The 16459-nt window shown below is 49.7% G+C and carries 14 protein-coding genes; 3 read left to right on the top strand and 11 right to left on the bottom strand.

Features of this window, described 5'->3' with window-relative positions; all coding sequences use genetic code 11:
* Positions 1 to 34: 34 nt before the first annotated feature.
* The 6 genes from PIL01S_RS21550 to PIL01S_RS21525 form a co-directional block, all read right to left on the bottom strand.
* Positions 35 to 916 (bottom strand): TIGR01777 family oxidoreductase, encoded by an 882-nt coding sequence (locus tag PIL01S_RS21550; RefSeq protein ID WP_127539311.1) that lies wholly within the window; start codon positions 914 to 916, stop codon positions 35 to 37.
* 79 nt (positions 917 to 995) lie between these two features.
* A complete protein-coding gene (locus PIL01S_RS21545; protein WP_127539310.1) occupies positions 996 to 1517 on the bottom strand; it encodes a hypothetical protein in 522 nt (173 codons plus the stop codon).
* A gap of 187 nt (positions 1518 to 1704) precedes the next feature.
* A complete protein-coding gene (locus PIL01S_RS21540) occupies positions 1705 to 2436 on the bottom strand; it encodes a YdcF family protein (protein WP_127539309.1) in 732 nt (243 codons plus the stop codon).
* Between the two features lie 180 nt (positions 2437 to 2616).
* Positions 2617 to 3168: a nucleotidyltransferase family protein gene (locus tag PIL01S_RS21535; protein ID WP_307720997.1), complete on the bottom strand. Its 552-nt coding sequence runs from the start codon at positions 3166 to 3168 to the stop codon at positions 2617 to 2619.
* 260 nt (positions 3169 to 3428) lie between these two features.
* Positions 3429 to 4286 carry an EamA family transporter gene (locus PIL01S_RS21530; protein WP_127539308.1) on the bottom strand — a complete coding sequence of 286 codons (858 nt, stop codon included), beginning with the start codon at positions 4284 to 4286 and terminating at the stop codon, positions 3429 to 3431.
* 41 nt (positions 4287 to 4327) lie between these two features.
* A complete protein-coding gene (locus PIL01S_RS21525) occupies positions 4328 to 5293 on the bottom strand; it encodes a metallophosphoesterase family protein (protein WP_127539307.1) in 966 nt (321 codons plus the stop codon).
* 210 nt (positions 5294 to 5503) lie between these two features.
* On the opposite strand from PIL01S_RS21525, the gene PIL01S_RS21520 reads away from it, so the two are divergent.
* From PIL01S_RS21520 to PIL01S_RS21510, 3 genes are all read left to right on the top strand, one after another.
* Complete coding sequence (locus PIL01S_RS21520; protein WP_127539306.1) at positions 5504 to 6274, top strand: DeoR/GlpR family DNA-binding transcription regulator; 771 nt, start codon at positions 5504 to 5506, stop codon at positions 6272 to 6274.
* 73 nt (positions 6275 to 6347) lie between these two features.
* Entirely contained in the window at positions 6348 to 6893 is a 546-nt protein-coding gene (locus tag PIL01S_RS21515) for a TetR/AcrR family transcriptional regulator (RefSeq protein WP_127539305.1), read from the top strand.
* Between the two features lie 74 nt (positions 6894 to 6967).
* Positions 6968 to 8083 (top strand): MFS transporter, encoded by a 1116-nt coding sequence (locus tag PIL01S_RS21510; protein ID WP_127539304.1) that lies wholly within the window; start codon positions 6968 to 6970, stop codon positions 8081 to 8083.
* Between the two features lie 340 nt (positions 8084 to 8423).
* Here PIL01S_RS21510 and PIL01S_RS21505 read toward each other — a convergent pair whose 3' ends face one another.
* From PIL01S_RS21505 to PIL01S_RS21485, 5 genes are all read right to left on the bottom strand, one after another.
* Positions 8424 to 10313 (bottom strand): rhamnogalacturonan lyase family protein, encoded by a 1890-nt coding sequence (locus PIL01S_RS21505; RefSeq protein WP_127539303.1) that lies wholly within the window; start codon positions 10311 to 10313, stop codon positions 8424 to 8426.
* A gap of 236 nt (positions 10314 to 10549) precedes the next feature.
* The gene (locus PIL01S_RS21500; protein WP_127539302.1) at positions 10550 to 12067 is read right to left on the bottom strand and encodes a sulfatase family protein; all 1518 of its coding nucleotides are present in this window, start codon (positions 12065 to 12067) and stop codon (positions 10550 to 10552) included.
* Positions 12068 to 12097: 30 nt separating this feature from the next.
* Positions 12098 to 14503, bottom strand: coding sequence for an AraC family transcriptional regulator (locus tag PIL01S_RS21495; protein WP_127539301.1), 2406 nt, complete (start codon positions 14501 to 14503; stop codon positions 12098 to 12100).
* A gap of 43 nt (positions 14504 to 14546) precedes the next feature.
* Positions 14547 to 15419: a carbohydrate ABC transporter permease gene (locus PIL01S_RS21490; protein WP_127539300.1), complete on the bottom strand. Its 873-nt coding sequence runs from the start codon at positions 15417 to 15419 to the stop codon at positions 14547 to 14549.
* A gap of 55 nt (positions 15420 to 15474) precedes the next feature.
* Positions 15475 to 16446, bottom strand: coding sequence for an ABC transporter permease (locus tag PIL01S_RS21485; RefSeq protein ID WP_127539299.1), 972 nt, complete (start codon positions 16444 to 16446; stop codon positions 15475 to 15477).
* Between the last annotated feature and the right edge of the window lie 13 nt (positions 16447 to 16459).

The following is a 16459-nucleotide window of genomic DNA, read 5'->3' as shown; positions in this document are numbered from 1 at the left end:
CATTGTATTCAATATGGTTATTCAGTAATTCAAACTATTTCAGGATCTCATCAAGTGCGGTATCGAGTGTATCATATATAAACGTGAACCCTTCCTGCTCCATCCGCTCTGGGATAACCCAGCGGCTTTTGAGGACCAGCTCCGTTTCGGTCCGAATGAATCGCGCTCCCACTTCAAGCATCCAGCGAGAGGAAGGAAGACCCATGCGGACGCCCATATGACGTCTCAGGCTCTCCATCAGTTGGCGATTGGTAACCGGATGCGGAGACGAAGCATTAAACACCCCTTCAAGTGCTGGGTGCTGCTGAAGATAAAGAACCATGCGAAACAAATCTTCAATATGAATCCAGCTGAACTGCTGTGTTCCGGGTCCCTGTGACCCGCCCAAGCCAAAACGCACCAGATTCGTGAGCGGCTCCATGACGCCGCCTTTGCCCAGCACAATCGCAATTCGCAAGGCAATCTGGCGGGTAGAAGGCAGACTGAATGCGAAGAAGGCCTGCTCCCACGCCTTGGCAACATCCACCGAGAATCCGGAGCCAATCTCACCTTCTTTTTCTGTCATGGGGCGGTCCTCTGCATGTCTGTAGATCGTGGCCGTACTTGAATTGATCCATAGTTCAGGCGGATGGGCACATTCAAGGATAGACTCGCCAAGAATACGTGTCGTGCTGGTCCTGGATTCTAGGATAATCCTGCGATTCTCGTCGGTGTAACGACAGTTTACAGATTTTCCGGCCAGATTAATCAACATTTCGGCACCTTCGAGTGCTTGCCTGATACCATCGGAGTCCTCCCAGGCAATATGACCTGGCTGACGTGAGATGATGAGCACCTCATATCCAAGTTTCTTGAACCTTTGTGCAAAATCCTGACCGACAAATCCCGTACCTCCGGCCAATATAACCTTTTTCACGTGATCCCCTCATTTCCATAAGCGATAAGACAATCCCTCATATATGGATAAACACGGTTACTGCACGTTTCGTTCGATGTTATCTGGCACCCATGGCTGCATACAGCCGATCCCGCTCTTGAATAGCCCAGGTGTTTGACGGATTCTGCTCCAGCTGATAACGGAGTTCATCATAGAAATCATGAATCATGAATCCTTCAGGCAGTGTGCCAAGCATGCTTGCAAAATCATACTCCGGCAGGGCCCTCTGTCCTTCCCCAACCTGCTTCAGCCAGGTCATCCACGAGACAAGATCAAGCACTTCTTCCTGCCACAGTTCTGCCTGTAATCCCAGGGCATCCTGAAGCTGCTCATAGGCAGCCGGATCAGGGAACTGGCGACAGGCCTTAACAGCCAGATCATACAGTTCCATTAGAGCAGGCCGAACTTCATGCTCGACTTCCATGTCCAAGCCTTCCGTGAAATCCTCAACCCGGATGCTTGAGCCGTCATCATATAATAATGGTGCTTGTGCAAGCAGACGTACAATTTCTTCCATGTCGTTCGTTGAAATCTTCTTTTGCTCATAGAGAGCTGGTAACATATAAGTGGTAATCGTCATTCACTCCTACATCGTTCTTCTATTAATGACGTATATTATAACATGATTTGGCTGAGTATCCTTGAATTCACTTGAACAACGACAAAAAGCAGTCAAGTCAGAATCCATTCTGCTCAACTGCTTTTTGCACATGTTCTGAGATTCAGAACCTCGTGAAACTTTTAAATGTGAATAGAGAAGATTAACTCTACATAAAAGCCTTGACCACCGCAAAATACTCACGGATCATGTTGATCGGTTTCAGGTATCCCGGAGACGGGGCCGAAATGCCATATTCGGCAGCGTAGCCATTTTTGGCAGCCAAGTACTTGGAACGGAACATATGGTAGTCACTGGTGACAATCATGATCTCGGGGTGCTCCAGCCCCGCTTCGTCAATAATTCTTTTGGAAAAGGCCATATTCTCCTGCGTGCTGGTTGACTTGTCTTCCATAATAACCTGGGCTGGCGTGATCCCCTGTTCCACAAGATGGTTTTTCATGGCGAGTGCTTCTGGGATCGACTCCCCTGGCCCCTGTCCTCCGGATACAATGACCGGCGTCTGCGGATGGTTGCGGATATAGTCCAGACTGGCATCCAGCCGCTGCTTCAGCGTCAGTGATAACTCTGTGCCTTTGATGCCTGACCCCAGAATAATGACATAATCCGCCTGCTCCGGATCATTCGCATTCAGCTGTGTAAATACCAGTGCTTCAATAATGACAAAGGAAACCGCGCCAATACCGAATACCGTTAACAAAATGCGCTTAAGCACCACGTGCTTCTGGTAGTCAATCCGTCGAAGTACGATAAAAGCCACCGTAAGCAGTCCAAACAACATCACCGCGAAATTTCGGCCCCAGAATATCAGAAAAACGATAAAACAGGCTACCAGAACAAGATCAATGATCAGGCCTTTATCTTGAATAAACTTTTTCATTAACCGGGTAACACTCCTTCTTAAACCTGCACCGCTCGCTATCTACGGATCCCATAACCAGGCTGTTGTATGCCAAATAAACAAATGATATGAATGTTCGTTACGACCCAAATCTGCTACCAAGCTCCATGGATTGTATGTTAGCAGTTTCGCTGAAAGGTCCATTACGACCTCTGAAACTCATCCCTTCACAATTGTTAGCTTCGGCCATTGCTCCTGCCAGCGCTTCTTCTCTACACGCCGATTGAACTCCATGACATTCTCGTATAATGGACTGCGGCGAACAGTTAACGCATACAGGTCATCTAATCCATGCGGGGCACAGAACCCAATCTGGTCCTGTTCATCCAGCTGAACGCCTATGGCGGTTACGATCTCAGGCCAGTATCGCAGGGCATCTTCTGTAGACTGATAGGGCACTGTGCCATTGCGCAGATGCATTCTCGCCTGGTTTTTCACGGACCACTTGGGATTGCCTGTCGCCTCCCGCAGCTGCAGCTCCAGTTGTACATCGCGCCCTTCATTCAGGTCTTCGGGATCGAAGTATACTACATCAATATCGCTGTGCAGTTCGCGCCGAGTATATCCATGGAGAAGATCCCAAATGTAATTACGAATATACCCCGCACCGATGTAACACTGAGGCAGCTCCAGGCTCCGAACCTGCCGCAAATCATGCATTAATTTCTCATGTGCCTTAATGGACTGGATGAATCTCTCCTCAAGCAGCACCTGATCCCCCCTACTTCTTTGCTCTTTAGGTCCTATTCTATGACTCTACCTCTTTGAACTCGTCTGACTCCAATATACCATGCTTAAGTACCTTCGATAAAATAGACAAATCCCCTCAGTCCATACCTGGAAGATCATCTTGGACAGATGCTCCTTAAGGTATGTCTCCACTGAGGGGATTTGAAAGATTTATTTGGAAGCTTCAGAAGCGCGGAACAGCAGCAAGGACATACACCATGTATCCATGATCTGGAATTGGATCATCCCCACATGCCGATCAGCAGGATTCCACCGAAAATGACGATGGAGCAGAGAATCCGCTTTTTCCCCTGCTGCTCTTTTAACAATAAAATGCCGAGGAACGCCGCAAATACCGTTCCCACTTCACGCAAAGGGCCCAATCTCGCCATGGGAGCCTGCTCTAGAGCAAACAGGAATAACAGGTACGAACCTGGGTTCAATAGTGCCCCAAGCATAATGGTGGATCGGTTCACTTTCCATTCCTGGCGTAATTGCCGGGAAGCCAGAAGAGCCGGTGTCAGTCCCGCAACAAATCCGATGTTCGTCACCTCAAGCAGCGACAAGGGCGAGATATGCTGCAGGTTCAATTTGTCCACAAATACATAACTGGTCGTGCATAGTCCCACACATAAAGCCATCAGTACCGGCTTCAACCCCTGTTTCCGTGAGCCCTGCTTGGCATCTTTGCCTCCTACCCCGCTAAGTACCAGAAATCCACCGAGCATGCAGGCAATCCCGATCCATCCGAATGAAGACAGGGTTTCTCCCAGGAAAAAGACACCGATCAGAGGCACCAGCAAGGTACTCGTTCCCCGCATAATCGGATAAATCTGAGACAAGTCTCCAAGCTCGTAGGTTTGAGATAACAGCCAGGAATATAAGGCCTGCAGAGCCATCGACAAAACCAACAGGGCATAAGCCGGCATGGTTAAGGGTTCACGTAGCAATTCCACAATGAGTACAGGCAGCAGGATGACGGTAGGAATCATCATAATGGACCACAGAAACACACTTTTATTCAAACTTCGTTTGGTGAACATGCTCCAGACGGCATGAGCCATTCCGGATGCGAGCACCAGAAATATTGGTAAAATCATACGTTATTAATTCCTCTCTAATCGCCTTGCTCTATTGAACTCTATTTCGCTGAAGTGCTCTCAGGTTGATGTTCCGGCTGTTCCATGACGAGTGATCCGTCTTCGAGACGAATCCAGGTATCGAAGCTGCGCTGACCTGCCCGCAGCTGAATGACCCTTCCTCCGCGCAGCATACCTTCTCTTCCATAGGTATTGTGCCCGCTCGAGCGCCCGTAACAGAGACGAATGCCGTGAAGTTCGCCGTGAAAATCATTCACGTGATCATGTCCGCAGAACGTGCCCATCACATCTCCCATCTCCAGCAGCGCCGAGAACAGACCGGAGTTGACTTGTGCAGCACAGACCGGTTCGTGCTTGCTGCCGTAACATGTCTGAGTGTCCCACATCACTTGATATTCCGGAATCGGGATATGGAAAAACGCCAAGGCTGGAAGCTTCTCCCCGCGGCTGCGGCCGGGATTCACGCGTGTGGATTCAGACATCAGCCACTGGATCTGATTGGGCTGAACCCAGCCATAACCGGGGATCTCCGGGAACGACGAATAGCTTCCCGAATCAAGAAAATACAACACGGCTGCCGGAGTGCCATCCGCTCCTGCAATCTCGAGTGTGTAATTGCCAAGCCCTGCAATTTCGCCGGGACCCGGTTCCGTTACCGTATGGTGATGTTCCTGAATGACATCCATCAGACCTGCCGGTGTAATCCGATTTTCGGTATCATGATTACCGTACACAAATGCCCACGGAATCCCACATTCCTCCACAACAGATACGGCTTCGCGGAAGGCCTGTTCTGGATGCTCGCACGCCTTTTTCCCTGGATCAACGGGGCCTGTGTAGATTACATCTCCTGTAAATACGACCAGGTTCGGCTGCTCTGTTTCGATGACCGTTTTCATCAATTGACGGGTACGCAAGTCTTGAGGCCGACCATCTTTCCAATGCAGATCCGTAAACTGAACAATTTTGAACGTTTCATCCGCTTGAAATGCAAGCTGACGTCTCATATTGATTCCCCCTAATAGTTCGTTATGTACATACATCACACTGTTGTGGTTTTATGTGGTTTTGTGTTGTTTGTTTGATCCGATCTTATCTCCACCGCTTCATCCTGTCAATACATTATTCCTGTCATCCAGCATGCACACTATAGCTAGAAGTATAAAAATTAACGTAGAATAGAAAAAAGTACGAAATGGAATACGGGAGGGCAAGTTATGTCGTTAACCTATGAAGAACGCAGACAGACCATTCTAGCTCAATTGGCTACCCAGGGAAAAGTTCAGGTGCAGCTGCTGGCTGACCACTTTCAGGTATCAACGGAGACCATCCGGCGCGATTTGGACCGGCTTGAAAAGGAAGGTGAATTGCGTAAAGTCTATGGCGGTGCAGTTCGTGTGCGATCAGGAATGATTGAAGCCTCTTTTCAGAAGCGTTCATTACTGCAATTGACCGAAAAACAACGTATCGGCGCTGCTGCAGCATCCCTGATTGAGGATGGGGAAACCGTAATGCTGGACAACGGGACAACCACGCTGGAAATCATGCGCCAACTGAAAAATCGATCGCAGATCACGGTTATTACCAACTCTGTGCCCATTCTTGCCTGTGCTCTGGAGAATTTCGCAGGTAAGATCATTTTTGCCGGAGGCGATATCAATCCAGCGGTACAGGCCTCGACAGGTCATCTTGCTCATGAATTGTTGAATCAATTCAAAGTCAATAAAGCCTTCATCTCTGCCGGGGGGATATCGTTAACGGACGGCATCACAGATTATATGCTGGAGGAAGCCCAGATCTCCCGTAAAATGATGGAACGTGCGGAGGAATCCATTCTTGTAGCGGACAACACCAAATTTGGACGCTCCACCTTTGCGCAGATTGCACCCCTGGATCAGATCTCTATGGTTATCACCGACGATGGATGTCCCCCAGAGTGGGTAGACGCGCTGCACGGAATGGAGATTGAAATGGTTCACAGAATTTGACAACCGAATTGGATTGTTATAATTTGGGGTATAATGATCGTTCTATCTGATCCTAAAGGGAGAGATTGCAGCTATGAGCAGCAAAAAGGAAATGCTGTTGAACGTGGCAGAAGATTTATTCTATCAACATGGATTTCACTCCATTGGCCTGAAGCGGATTATCACGGATGCAGATATTGCCATCATGACCTTATATAATCACTTTGATTCCAAGGATGACCTCATCGTGGAAGTTCTTCTTCGGAGAGAACAGCGATATCTGGAACAGCTGAGACAGTATGCAGATAACAAGGCACAGCCCCTGTTTCTGAATCTAGCCGAAGGGCATGCTCGCTGGCTGATGGAGCACGAGTCCCGGGGTTGTATGTTCTTGCGTGCCAAGGAAGAGTTTGGCGGCGATCCAGAACATGTGATTGTTCAAGCCGTGCATGCGCACAAAAAACATGTGATGACCCTGATAAAAAAATTGGATGCGTCCATTACGGATCGGGATATGATCCGATTTTCCCTACTCTTGGAGGGCTCCACCGCGCTCGCTGAGACTCAAGATGTAAGTATTGTCTGCCGGGAACTGCTTGACATGACTCAAAACAGTTTCAAGTTGTCCCACACCGGGTGAGTTATAGTTCAACTCACTTTTTTTATTTCAGCAGAATTATAATGATCGTTCTATCTAAAAAGGCGGTGGATATGTTGAAAAGAATTATTTTTCCCGGGATCGCACTTATTTCGGTATGTTATGCGTTCGGGAGATTCAGTTATGGTCTGTTTATGCCGGAAATTTCGCAATCGCTGCAGTTGGATGATACCCAGTCGGGTGCAATCAATTCAGGTACTTACATTGCCTATTGTCTCTCTTTGATCATTGCACCTTTGATTATTAATCGCATCGGACATTACCAGGTTATTCATATGGCCGGCATAAGCGCCATAATTGGTTTACTTGGCATCGCCCTTTCTCCAAATGCCTTGGTCCTGACCATAGCCGTATTTCTCGCCGGACTGAGTACAGGCCTGGCTTCTCCTGCCTTGGGTAACACTGTCTATGCAGAACTTCAGCCTGAGCAGCAGGCACGTGGTAACAGCTGGATTAACACGGGAACAGGCTTCGGCATTATTGTTTCCGGCCCAATTTATCTATTGTTCAGTGAATACTGGCGCTGGTCCTATATTTTTTTCGCCGTTCTTGGTGTTTTCGTTTTGCTGTGGAACAGACGTGTTCTTTCGCCACGCAAAACCGAACCTTGCACCAAATCACTCTGGGCATGCATGAAACCTACCAGACCTGGTGTAGCTCTGCTTATGGCTTCCCTATTGACAGGCTTTAGTTCTGCGATTTATTGGACGTTCGCGCGAAGCTTCCTGACGGACGAAAAAGGGGCCTCCGATTCGGAAGCCGTATTGTTCTGGATTGTGATGGGGATTTTGGGGATTTTGGGTGGATGTGCCGGCCGAATTATCGAACGAATCGGAATCGGGCGTTCCTATCATGTCGGTATCCTGCTGCTCGCCATTTCCCTTGGTGTTATTATCCTGCCATCCATGACTGCCAGTCTGACGTCTGCCGTCTTGTTCGGAAGCACCTACATCTTCCTGACCAGCGTGTTTATCGTGTGGGCGACCAGACTATTTCGTCCAAATACGTCGATCGGGATCAGCCTTGCCTTTCTTGCACTGGGTGCGGGACAGTTCTTTGGCTCTTCCATTGCGGGTTACACGATTGATGCATTCTCCAATACGACAGCATTTATCGCGTTTGCCATCTTGGGGCTGTTTGGATTGCTGATTCGGGTAAAAGTAGCAGATTGACGTCTATGCAGCTATACGGTCAACACATCCACTGGGCACATCGGAAACCGATGTGTCCAGTGGATGTATCTGTTGTATTGGCATAGGTAGGAACCATCTGTTAATACGTGAACGCCGTATCCATCACACACTGTGATGTGATGTATTCTGATTGAATCTGATTGTGATGATGGATCAGCGGATGGCGCATCAAGCTCACTGAAAGCTTTATTGTTCATTCCAGCTGATGATGTCATTTTCCCTTCTATTGATCATCTCGGCTTGCAGCACAGCAGTGGGATGATGTGCTTTGGCCATGCTGATCCTGCATCTGAAACATCTCCCTCCGCAGGATTATGGCCTAGTCCTTATTGTACACGGCAGGGCGAATATTCGGATACAGAGGTGTGGATATTCCGTCACCCAGATAATAATCCGTCAACAGAGATTGCATATACCCTTTTACAGCCAGGCCATTGCGATATGCCGGGTTATGCGGGAGCGTGTAGAGGCGAACATCCGACGGTATCGTTGTTGTATATAGGCGCAGTTCTTTGAAGTCGCTTGTTTCATAGAGAATCTCCTCTCTCCAGTCTCCAAGCAGATCGCCGTACAGTACAGGCGCATTTCTGGAATTCACGCGAGCATCATCGGCTGTAAACAGGCGTGTCGTCCTGTTCTGCTCCCAGTCCCACTTTTCCACAAAGTTCTTATCCAGCAGTTCACCCAGCACATCACCATCCCACCAAATTCTGAAATTGGTCGAAGGCTGAACCGAACTGATCTCTTCGCCGTCCACATTGTAGATATTGCCCGAGCTGGACCACATCTCAAGCCCGCTGTGCCGCGGATCAATATCCGCCAGCGTTCCCCGTGCGACGTCCTGTGGGACTTCTCCAGTGCGAATAATCTCGCCCGTCGCGGCATCGGCATAGAACCAGGGGAATTGATTAACGTTACCGTTCTCGGCCTGCTGGATACCGAATTGTTCCAATCCCGGCCGATTCGGATCGATATCCGTGATATGGAACCGATCACCATGGACTACACCAGGCAGACTGTATAACGTTTCCCCGTTATCATCCAGTGCCCAGCCGCCAAATGAAACCTCGTCCCTCCCATCCTCATCGAGATCCAATATGCGAATCTGATGGAAAAATTCGCCGTCCGCTCCAGTGTGTCTCCAACGCTCGTTCAATGCTCCACCTGCATAGTCGTAAGCTGACGTCACATACTGAAAATTGCGGCTGAGCGCACGATTCTTGAGGGCTGTAATCAGGCTGGGATGCTCCCCGTCCAGATAGGCAATGCCGAAGTGGCCGCTGAGCGGACCATCGGCAGCATAATCATCGGCGATGGTTGTGCGGGCTGCCTCTATACCGGTCAGTCCATCCACAACAGACACATATTGCGCACGCTCGGCTGAAGCAGGGATGATCCTGCCATCCGCAAAGGTCACACCTTCAAAGGTACGCAGCAGCACTTCGGCCTTCCCGTCACTATCGAGGTCAAACACGGTAATATTGTCGTTATCCCGCCAACCCCCAAGTCCTGCAACCCCGAATTCGCTGACAGAAGCAGGCGGTGCGTTATAGGTATCAATGGTTGTAACACTGTAGGGACCGAGATCAATCCGCCAGAGGAAGCCTTCTGTCAGGCTGTATGCCTCCACATATTTGTTGCCCCCGTTGACAGGGATCCGGGTCACCACAACTTCGTATTCTCCATCGCCATCCAGATCACCTGGCCAGCCATGCTGCACAAAATAATCTGATGGATTGGACGTTATGTCTTGCAACGGAATGCGGAAGTAATTTCGAATCTCAGGGTCGGCTGCGAGCTCCACTTCGGCAATTTTCCCCTGCAACGTCCCATTCACGTAAGATTTCACAACATACGTATGACTCTGGGTTACATCTACATCCTCATCTGTGTAGTTCGTTCCTTGGGCAAGTGGGTGATCATTCAGCTTGATCTCTTCGGACCCTGTACGGCGATAAATATCAAATGTAACCTGCTGTGGTTCGGTACCTAGCAGACGCCAGCTAAGATATACTTTGTTCTCACCCAGATATACGGCAGTAAGACCTCTTCCCAGATCTTCAACCAGGCGCGGCGCAGACCCTCCTGCAGCATGTGCCCGAGGTATACTGCCTTCCGGTGAAGTTATACCAGACAACACTATCAATCCGCCCAAAAGCCAGGTTAACCATACTCTATTTTTTCTTACTGCAGTCGTTATAGATTTCATCAACGGTTCCCCTCCATGATTTGGATTAACCTAACACTATGCATATCAAAAAAGGCAAAGCCTGCTATCTCCGCCCCATGTCTCAGTCGAGTGAGATCGACTGATCTGGTTTAGTGATAATTGCTTTGCCTCCGGCTGCCCGGTCAACAGCTATTTCTATCCAACCTGTTTTTACGTGTACAATGATATGAGTTTTCATTAGGAAATGTCAGTGAGTATTAGAGCAACGATTGCTCTCACGACTCTAACGGCTTGGTTCCTCCACGATCGTAGAAAAAAGGGCCCTTCGCCCAGCTAACCGCCAGATGCATCAGCAGCTCCGTCTTCAACTGCTCCCTGATGCTGGCATGCTGCTGTTCTTCATACAGATTCGTCCATTCATGCGGATCAGCAGTCAGATGATATAATTCGCCTCTGGTTTCATGCACTCTGGAGGCAGACTCCGCAACAGAACCTTCAATGTACAGAATAAGTTTCCACTCCGCTGTCCGCCACATATAGGCTGGCGCTGAATGGGGCGCCGTTACACCTTTGCCATGAAATTCGCAAAATGTTCCGCGGTGCCGGAGATTGCCCAGCAAATCCACTCCGGGTAACATCGGGTTCGCGTCAAGTCCGGCTGCACGCGTTAACGTCGGTACCAGATCCACCAGCTCCGCGGGCCTCCGGTCCATTGTTCCCCGCTTGTCAGTCGGGATATAGGTACCCGCCAGGATGAGCGGCACTCTTACGCTACTGTCATACAGATTATATTTGGTGAAGCGGTACTGCCTCTCCCCCAGCATTTCTCCATGATCCGATACAAATACAATCAGTGCATGGTCCAGCCTTCCCCGTTTCTCCAGCTTCTCAAGAGCCTGTCCAAAATAATGGTCCAGCCAGGAGCAATTCGCCCAATACCTCAGCGTGGTCCTCCGCCGCTCTTCCGGACTTCGTTTCTCCCATACTCTCTTCTTGTCGAGATACGCCTCACGACTATTCTCGTTCAGATCATCCGAAGCTGCCAGATGCGTAGAAGCTTCATCTTCCCATGGCGGCTGAGGAATGTCCGGAATATCTTCCAGATTGTAAAGTTCTTCAAACTCCCCAGGTACATTAAATCCGGCATGCGGTTTCAGGAAGGACAGATAAAAAAACAACGGCCTCTCCGGGTCTATACCCTCTTCCAAAAACTGCAGTGCCTGCTCGGCTACCCATCCGTCACGATGCTGATTCATGGGAATCTGGCTCGTAAGACCTGTGTAACCGTTGACGTTTTCCTCCCCGCCGCCAAAGTCCTTCGTCTCCTGATGGTATGCTTCAAGCGCCTCAGGATGAGAATCCCCCATCATCGTAGCCCCTTGCTCGTAATGACCACTCTGCCGGGAGAGGCCGATGGCTCTCACTTCGAACCCTCGCGTAGAGGGTTCATCCACGCCTTCGCCATGATTCCAATGGGTTTTCCCGAATCCGGCGGTTTGATACCCTGCACGCTGCATTAATGCTGGCAGCGGCTCGGACGGCAGTTTGTCTTCCTCAAAGAGACCACCGTAATTCGTGCGAACTCCAAGCTGTGATGGATAATATCCCATCATCATCGAACTACGGCTTGGTGCACACATGGGGGATTGGCATACCGCTTCACGGAACGTAATCCCTTCGGAAGCAAGTCGGTCCAGATTCGGCGTATGAATATGTTCGTTAAATGTTCCAATGCAGTCCCATCGCTGTTGATCCGTCATCAGAAAAATAATGTCGGGCTTGGCCTGTGACACGTTACATTCCACTCTCCTTCGTCCGGAAGATTAAACGGAGCAGTTGCCCCGAGTATGCTCACTCTGCTTACGAACGTCCTCCCGATATCGACTGGGCGTCGTTCCCTCGCTTTTCTTGAACAATCGGTTAAAATAACTGGGCTGATAACCAACCTGCTCTGCAACTTCATTGATTTTGACGTCTGTGGATTCGAGCAGTACCTTTGCCCGACCTAGTCTCACCTCTGTCAGATAGTCCACAAAGTTCTGTCCGAATGCCTGTTTGAATGCCCGGCTTAACGTGTAGGAGTGAATTCCGTGAATGTCTGCGAGTTCATCCAGCGATAACGCTTCTGCATACTGTTGTTCGGCATGCTCCTTGATCTGATGCACAGCCATCTGTATCTGCTTCTCCTCCTTGCCGGTGAATTCCTCCACGCATACATGCACGATTCGTTCCTTGAACCATGAGAATAACTCATCCAGGTCACGCAGCTGCAGCACCTCTTCATACAACGCCAAACCGAATAGTTGAACCGGATCTTCGCCTAACTGCAAAAGGGTGTGTTGGATCCGGGCGAGCAGTTGAAGAACTGCCTGTCTGGCCTGATTCTCTGTCGCTTCTACATGGGCGTAGCTGCCAATGAACAATCGGAAGCGCTCCATGGCTGTTCCCTGATCGCCGTTACGTAAGGCCGAGATGATGTCCTGTTCCAATTCAAGCGGATACGTTCCCTGTTCCTTCCGATCCTGTTCTTCCTTTTCATTCATATTGATGATGCCTGCACCTGAAGAAAACTGCCTTTGCCTCAAAACAGCTCTCGATTCTCTGACAAGCTGCGGTATATGAGAGGCATCGGACGTGATCTTGCTGATGGAGATCGTCATACGTGCATCCAATTCAGACTGCACGATCTCCAACCATCGCTGCCCTACTGCAATGAATTGTTCCCGGAATGCAAGAGCCTCCGGTTGGTCATCAGGAGAAATGGCGAGCAGCAGAGCGATCGACATGTCGTGATAATTGAGTATTTCTGTGGGGTAGGGGAAATCTTCGAGCTGCGTTCCCAAAATCTCGGCTGCAGCCAAGCTAATCCATTCTGGTGATTCATTCCGATTGAGGTAGCTGCCCTCTTGAAGGGTAACAGCACTCGGACGTATATGAGCCAGCATAATCATGAACTGCTCGTCGTGGAGATTCCATCCCACTTGGGACAGACGTTCCCGCCATTCACGGTCACTGGGTAACAGCAGATGACCTAGCGTCAGCTGGATCAGCAGACTCTCTCTCGCGAGTGGCAGATGTTCCTCCAGCCGCCGCTGGAGGGATTCACGTTCCCGATTCACGCCAATCCAGTGCTGTTCGATATGCTTGATTTCATCCAGCTGCACGGACGAGCTAGACGCTGCCACCTCATTTGGCCATGAAGTCCGAGCAGGAACAGCAGCTTCTTCAGCCTCACCGTTTGCAGTAAATATTCGCAGCAATCTCGTGAATGGCTTGTAGAGCTGAAGCGAACCAATCCATGATAGGAGCAGGGCCAGTAACAACCCACCTCCGTTAATGAGCAGGACGATTCGGGGTACTGACACAATCGGAGCTACAATTTCATTCAACGGAGCCGCAGATACGTAAGTCCAATCTGTACCCAATCTGCGAAAAGTGCCGGACTGAATCGAATAGGTCATACCCTCGTATTCCATCAAGAAGGAGCTGGGCTTCTCTTCAAGCTTGAGCACATGTTCACGGACAGCTTGCTGTAATCCACCCAGATTTTGGTCCTGTGGAAGCAAGGGTACTCCCTGTTCATTCAGCAAAAAGGTCGTCCCGCCCTCATATGGAGACAAGGTCTGCAGCATGCTGCCAAGCTGTTTGTTATCCAAAGTAATGGTTAACGCACCCAGAGCATCATCACTTCCACTCGGAAGCCGGTTCACCATCATCATGGAGGAGCCATCCATGGAACGTGACCAATAGGTGGCCCGCGGCTGTTCAGTCAGGCTGTTGTACGTTTGAATTTCCTTAGGGTCGCTCATAAAATCATACCGCTCCGAATCCATCTTTACCGCTCTGGGTTCTTCAAGATACAGTTGAACCTTGCCAATCAGCGTATTGGAATTCTGAATCATCAGCAGCAATCGATAGAGCTCATGAACCTGCTTGTACTTGTAGACAAAATCAAGCTCCTTCAGACGGTTATCGAACACCGGATCGAAGGCCCACTGTGAGAAAGTCAGTTCAAGCGCATCCAATTGTTCGCCGACCCATGCGGTGCGTTGTTCAAATTGCCGCAAATGCGTTTGCTGCAAAATATGTTCCATTTTGATAGTAATCCATCCATACAGCAGCACTCCCGTAATGACCCCCGGAATGCAAGCGATCAGCAGAATCATCATCAGGCTGCGCCTGAAATATCGCCCTTTGGGCAGAGGATCTCGTGTACGCTTGAATAACACTCTCTGTACCTCCTTTCCGGGAATACCCGCCTTGAATGCAGATTTATCCTTTCACTGAGCCAACCATGGCTCCTTTCGCAAAATGCTTCTGAATAAATGGGTACACCACCAGCACCGGCATAATGGCTACAATGATGGCGGCCATCTTCAACATCTCTGTCGGTGGTGTCTCTACCTGCTGTCCAGGTGCGACCAGATCAATATTGGACGCGTTCAACAGCATGTTTTGCAGCAGCACCTGTATAGGCCACTTCGCAGAATCATTCAAATACAATAGTGCCGCGAAAAATTGGTTCCAATATCCTACTGCAAAGAATAAGCCAAATGCCGCAAGTGCAGGCATCGACAAGGGGAGCACAATGGTGTACCAGGTCCGGATCGCACTGCAACCATCGATGGAGGCCGCTTCACTGATCTCCGCAGGCAGGCTGTCGAAGAAATTTTTCATGAGCAGCACCGTCCAGCCATTGGCAAGCGCAGGCAGTATCAATGCCCAGATGTTATTGATTAGCCCGAGCTCCCGGACCAGCAAGTAATTCGGAATAATTCCCGGGCTGAACAAAATGGTCAGTACGATCAGGAACATCAGTACTTTTCGGAAATAAAACCTCTTCTGGGACAAGGCATAGGCCAGGGAAGAGGATACGGCCAGACTGCACACTGTACCTACAGTTGCTAGAAAGGCACTGTTCCCCAGCGAGCGTGCGAAGGCAGGCGTAGACAGCAGATAAGCATAAGCTTCCGCAGACCAGCGCTGCGGGAAGAGTACAATTTTCTTTTGCAGATACTCTCCCGGATCGGTGAACGAAACGACAAAAACATAATACAGCGGAAAAAACATCGCCACCGCCAGCAGCCCAAGAACGATTGCATTCAGAGACTGACCGATCCTCTCACTCCATTTCAAACGATGCATCCAAAACCTCCTCCCTCCCACTAGTTTTTATTGACACGGACCGGAATCACAGGCACTAATAGACCCCTTCTTGACCCATGCGCTTCACCAAACGGTTTGCAATCACTACGAGCACTAGGCCGACCACTGACTTGAAAAGTCCAACCGCTGTACTATAGCTGAAATCTCCCTGTTCAATCCCCGTACGGTATACATAAGTGTCAAACACTTCAGCCACTTCAGATACAGCGCCGTTGTACATCAGGAAGATTTGCTCAAATCCTACCTCCATGATGTCCCCCAGTCTTAAAATGAGAAGCACGACGATGACACTCCGGATGGCAGGGAGCGTAATGTGCCAGATCTGACGCAGCCGTCCCGCCCCATCCATTCGTGCTGCCTCATACAGCTGGGTATCCACACTTGCCATGGCAGCGAGAAACACGATCGTACCCCAGCCGGCTTCCTTCCACATCGCCTGCAACGTGACCATGATCCAGAAGCTGTCCGGGTTCGTCAGAAAGTCCACCCTCGGCCAGCCCCATAAGGTAAATAGCTCGTTGACCAGTCCCGTCCCCTTGGCGAACAGAAGGAGTGTTAGTCCCGCAATAATGACCCAGGAGAGGAAATGCGGCATATAGATCACCGTCTGAATCAATCGCTTGTACGTCACGTTACGCAGCTCATTGAGCCCCAGCGAGATCAGAATCGGAAATGGAAAGAACAAGATCAGATTCAGCAGGCTGATTGCCAGTGTATTTCGAAACAGCAAGGCAAAGTCTGGATTGGCAAACAAGGTGGTAAAGTGCTGTAACCCAACCCACTCACTGCCCAGAATTCCCCGGAAGGGGGAATAGTCCTGGAACGCAATGACGATGCCCCACATCGGGATATACTTAAAAACGAGAAAGAACAGGATGCCCGGTAGAGCAAGCAAATATAACGATCGATCACGCCGCAGCGCGGAGAGCCATTTCGTCCGTCTGTTTCTTTTGGATGAAGTCTGCTTTCCCTTGTGTGTGCTAAGGTGCTGCTCGGTTACGCTCATGGGCTGCAGCTCC

Origin of the sequence: Paenibacillus illinoisensis NBRC 15959 (genome assembly GCF_004000925.1) — a bacterium.
In the GTDB taxonomy this organism is placed as follows: Bacteria; Bacillota; Bacilli; order Paenibacillales; family Paenibacillaceae; genus Paenibacillus; species Paenibacillus illinoisensis.
This window is presented reverse-complemented; position numbering and strand designations above follow the sequence as displayed.

Excerpts from the sequence above, each read along its gene's own strand:
- PIL01S_RS21530 (WP_127539308.1), bottom strand. The coding sequence starts at position 4,286 with ATGATTTTACCAATATTTCTGGTGCTCGCATCCGGAATGGCTCATGCC.
- PIL01S_RS21520 (WP_127539306.1), top strand. The coding sequence starts at position 5,504 with ATGTCGTTAACCTATGAAGAACGCAGACAGACCATTCTAGCTCAATTG.
- PIL01S_RS21545 (WP_127539310.1), bottom strand. The coding sequence starts at position 1,517 with ATGACGATTACCACTTATATGTTACCAGCTCTCTATGAGCAAAAGAAG.
- PIL01S_RS21505 (WP_127539303.1), bottom strand. The coding sequence starts at position 10,313 with ATGAAATCTATAACGACTGCAGTAAGAAAAAATAGAGTATGGTTAACC.
- PIL01S_RS21540 (WP_127539309.1), bottom strand. The coding sequence starts at position 2,436 with ATGAAAAAGTTTATTCAAGATAAAGGCCTGATCATTGATCTTGTTCTG.
- PIL01S_RS21525 (WP_127539307.1), bottom strand. The coding sequence starts at position 5,293 with ATGAGACGTCAGCTTGCATTTCAAGCGGATGAAACGTTCAAAATTGTT.
- PIL01S_RS21515 (WP_127539305.1), top strand. The coding sequence starts at position 6,348 with ATGAGCAGCAAAAAGGAAATGCTGTTGAACGTGGCAGAAGATTTATTC.
- PIL01S_RS21490 (WP_127539300.1), bottom strand. The coding sequence starts at position 15,419 with ATGCATCGTTTGAAATGGAGTGAGAGGATCGGTCAGTCTCTGAATGCA.
- PIL01S_RS21485 (WP_127539299.1), bottom strand. The coding sequence starts at position 16,446 with ATGAGCGTAACCGAGCAGCACCTTAGCACACACAAGGGAAAGCAGACT.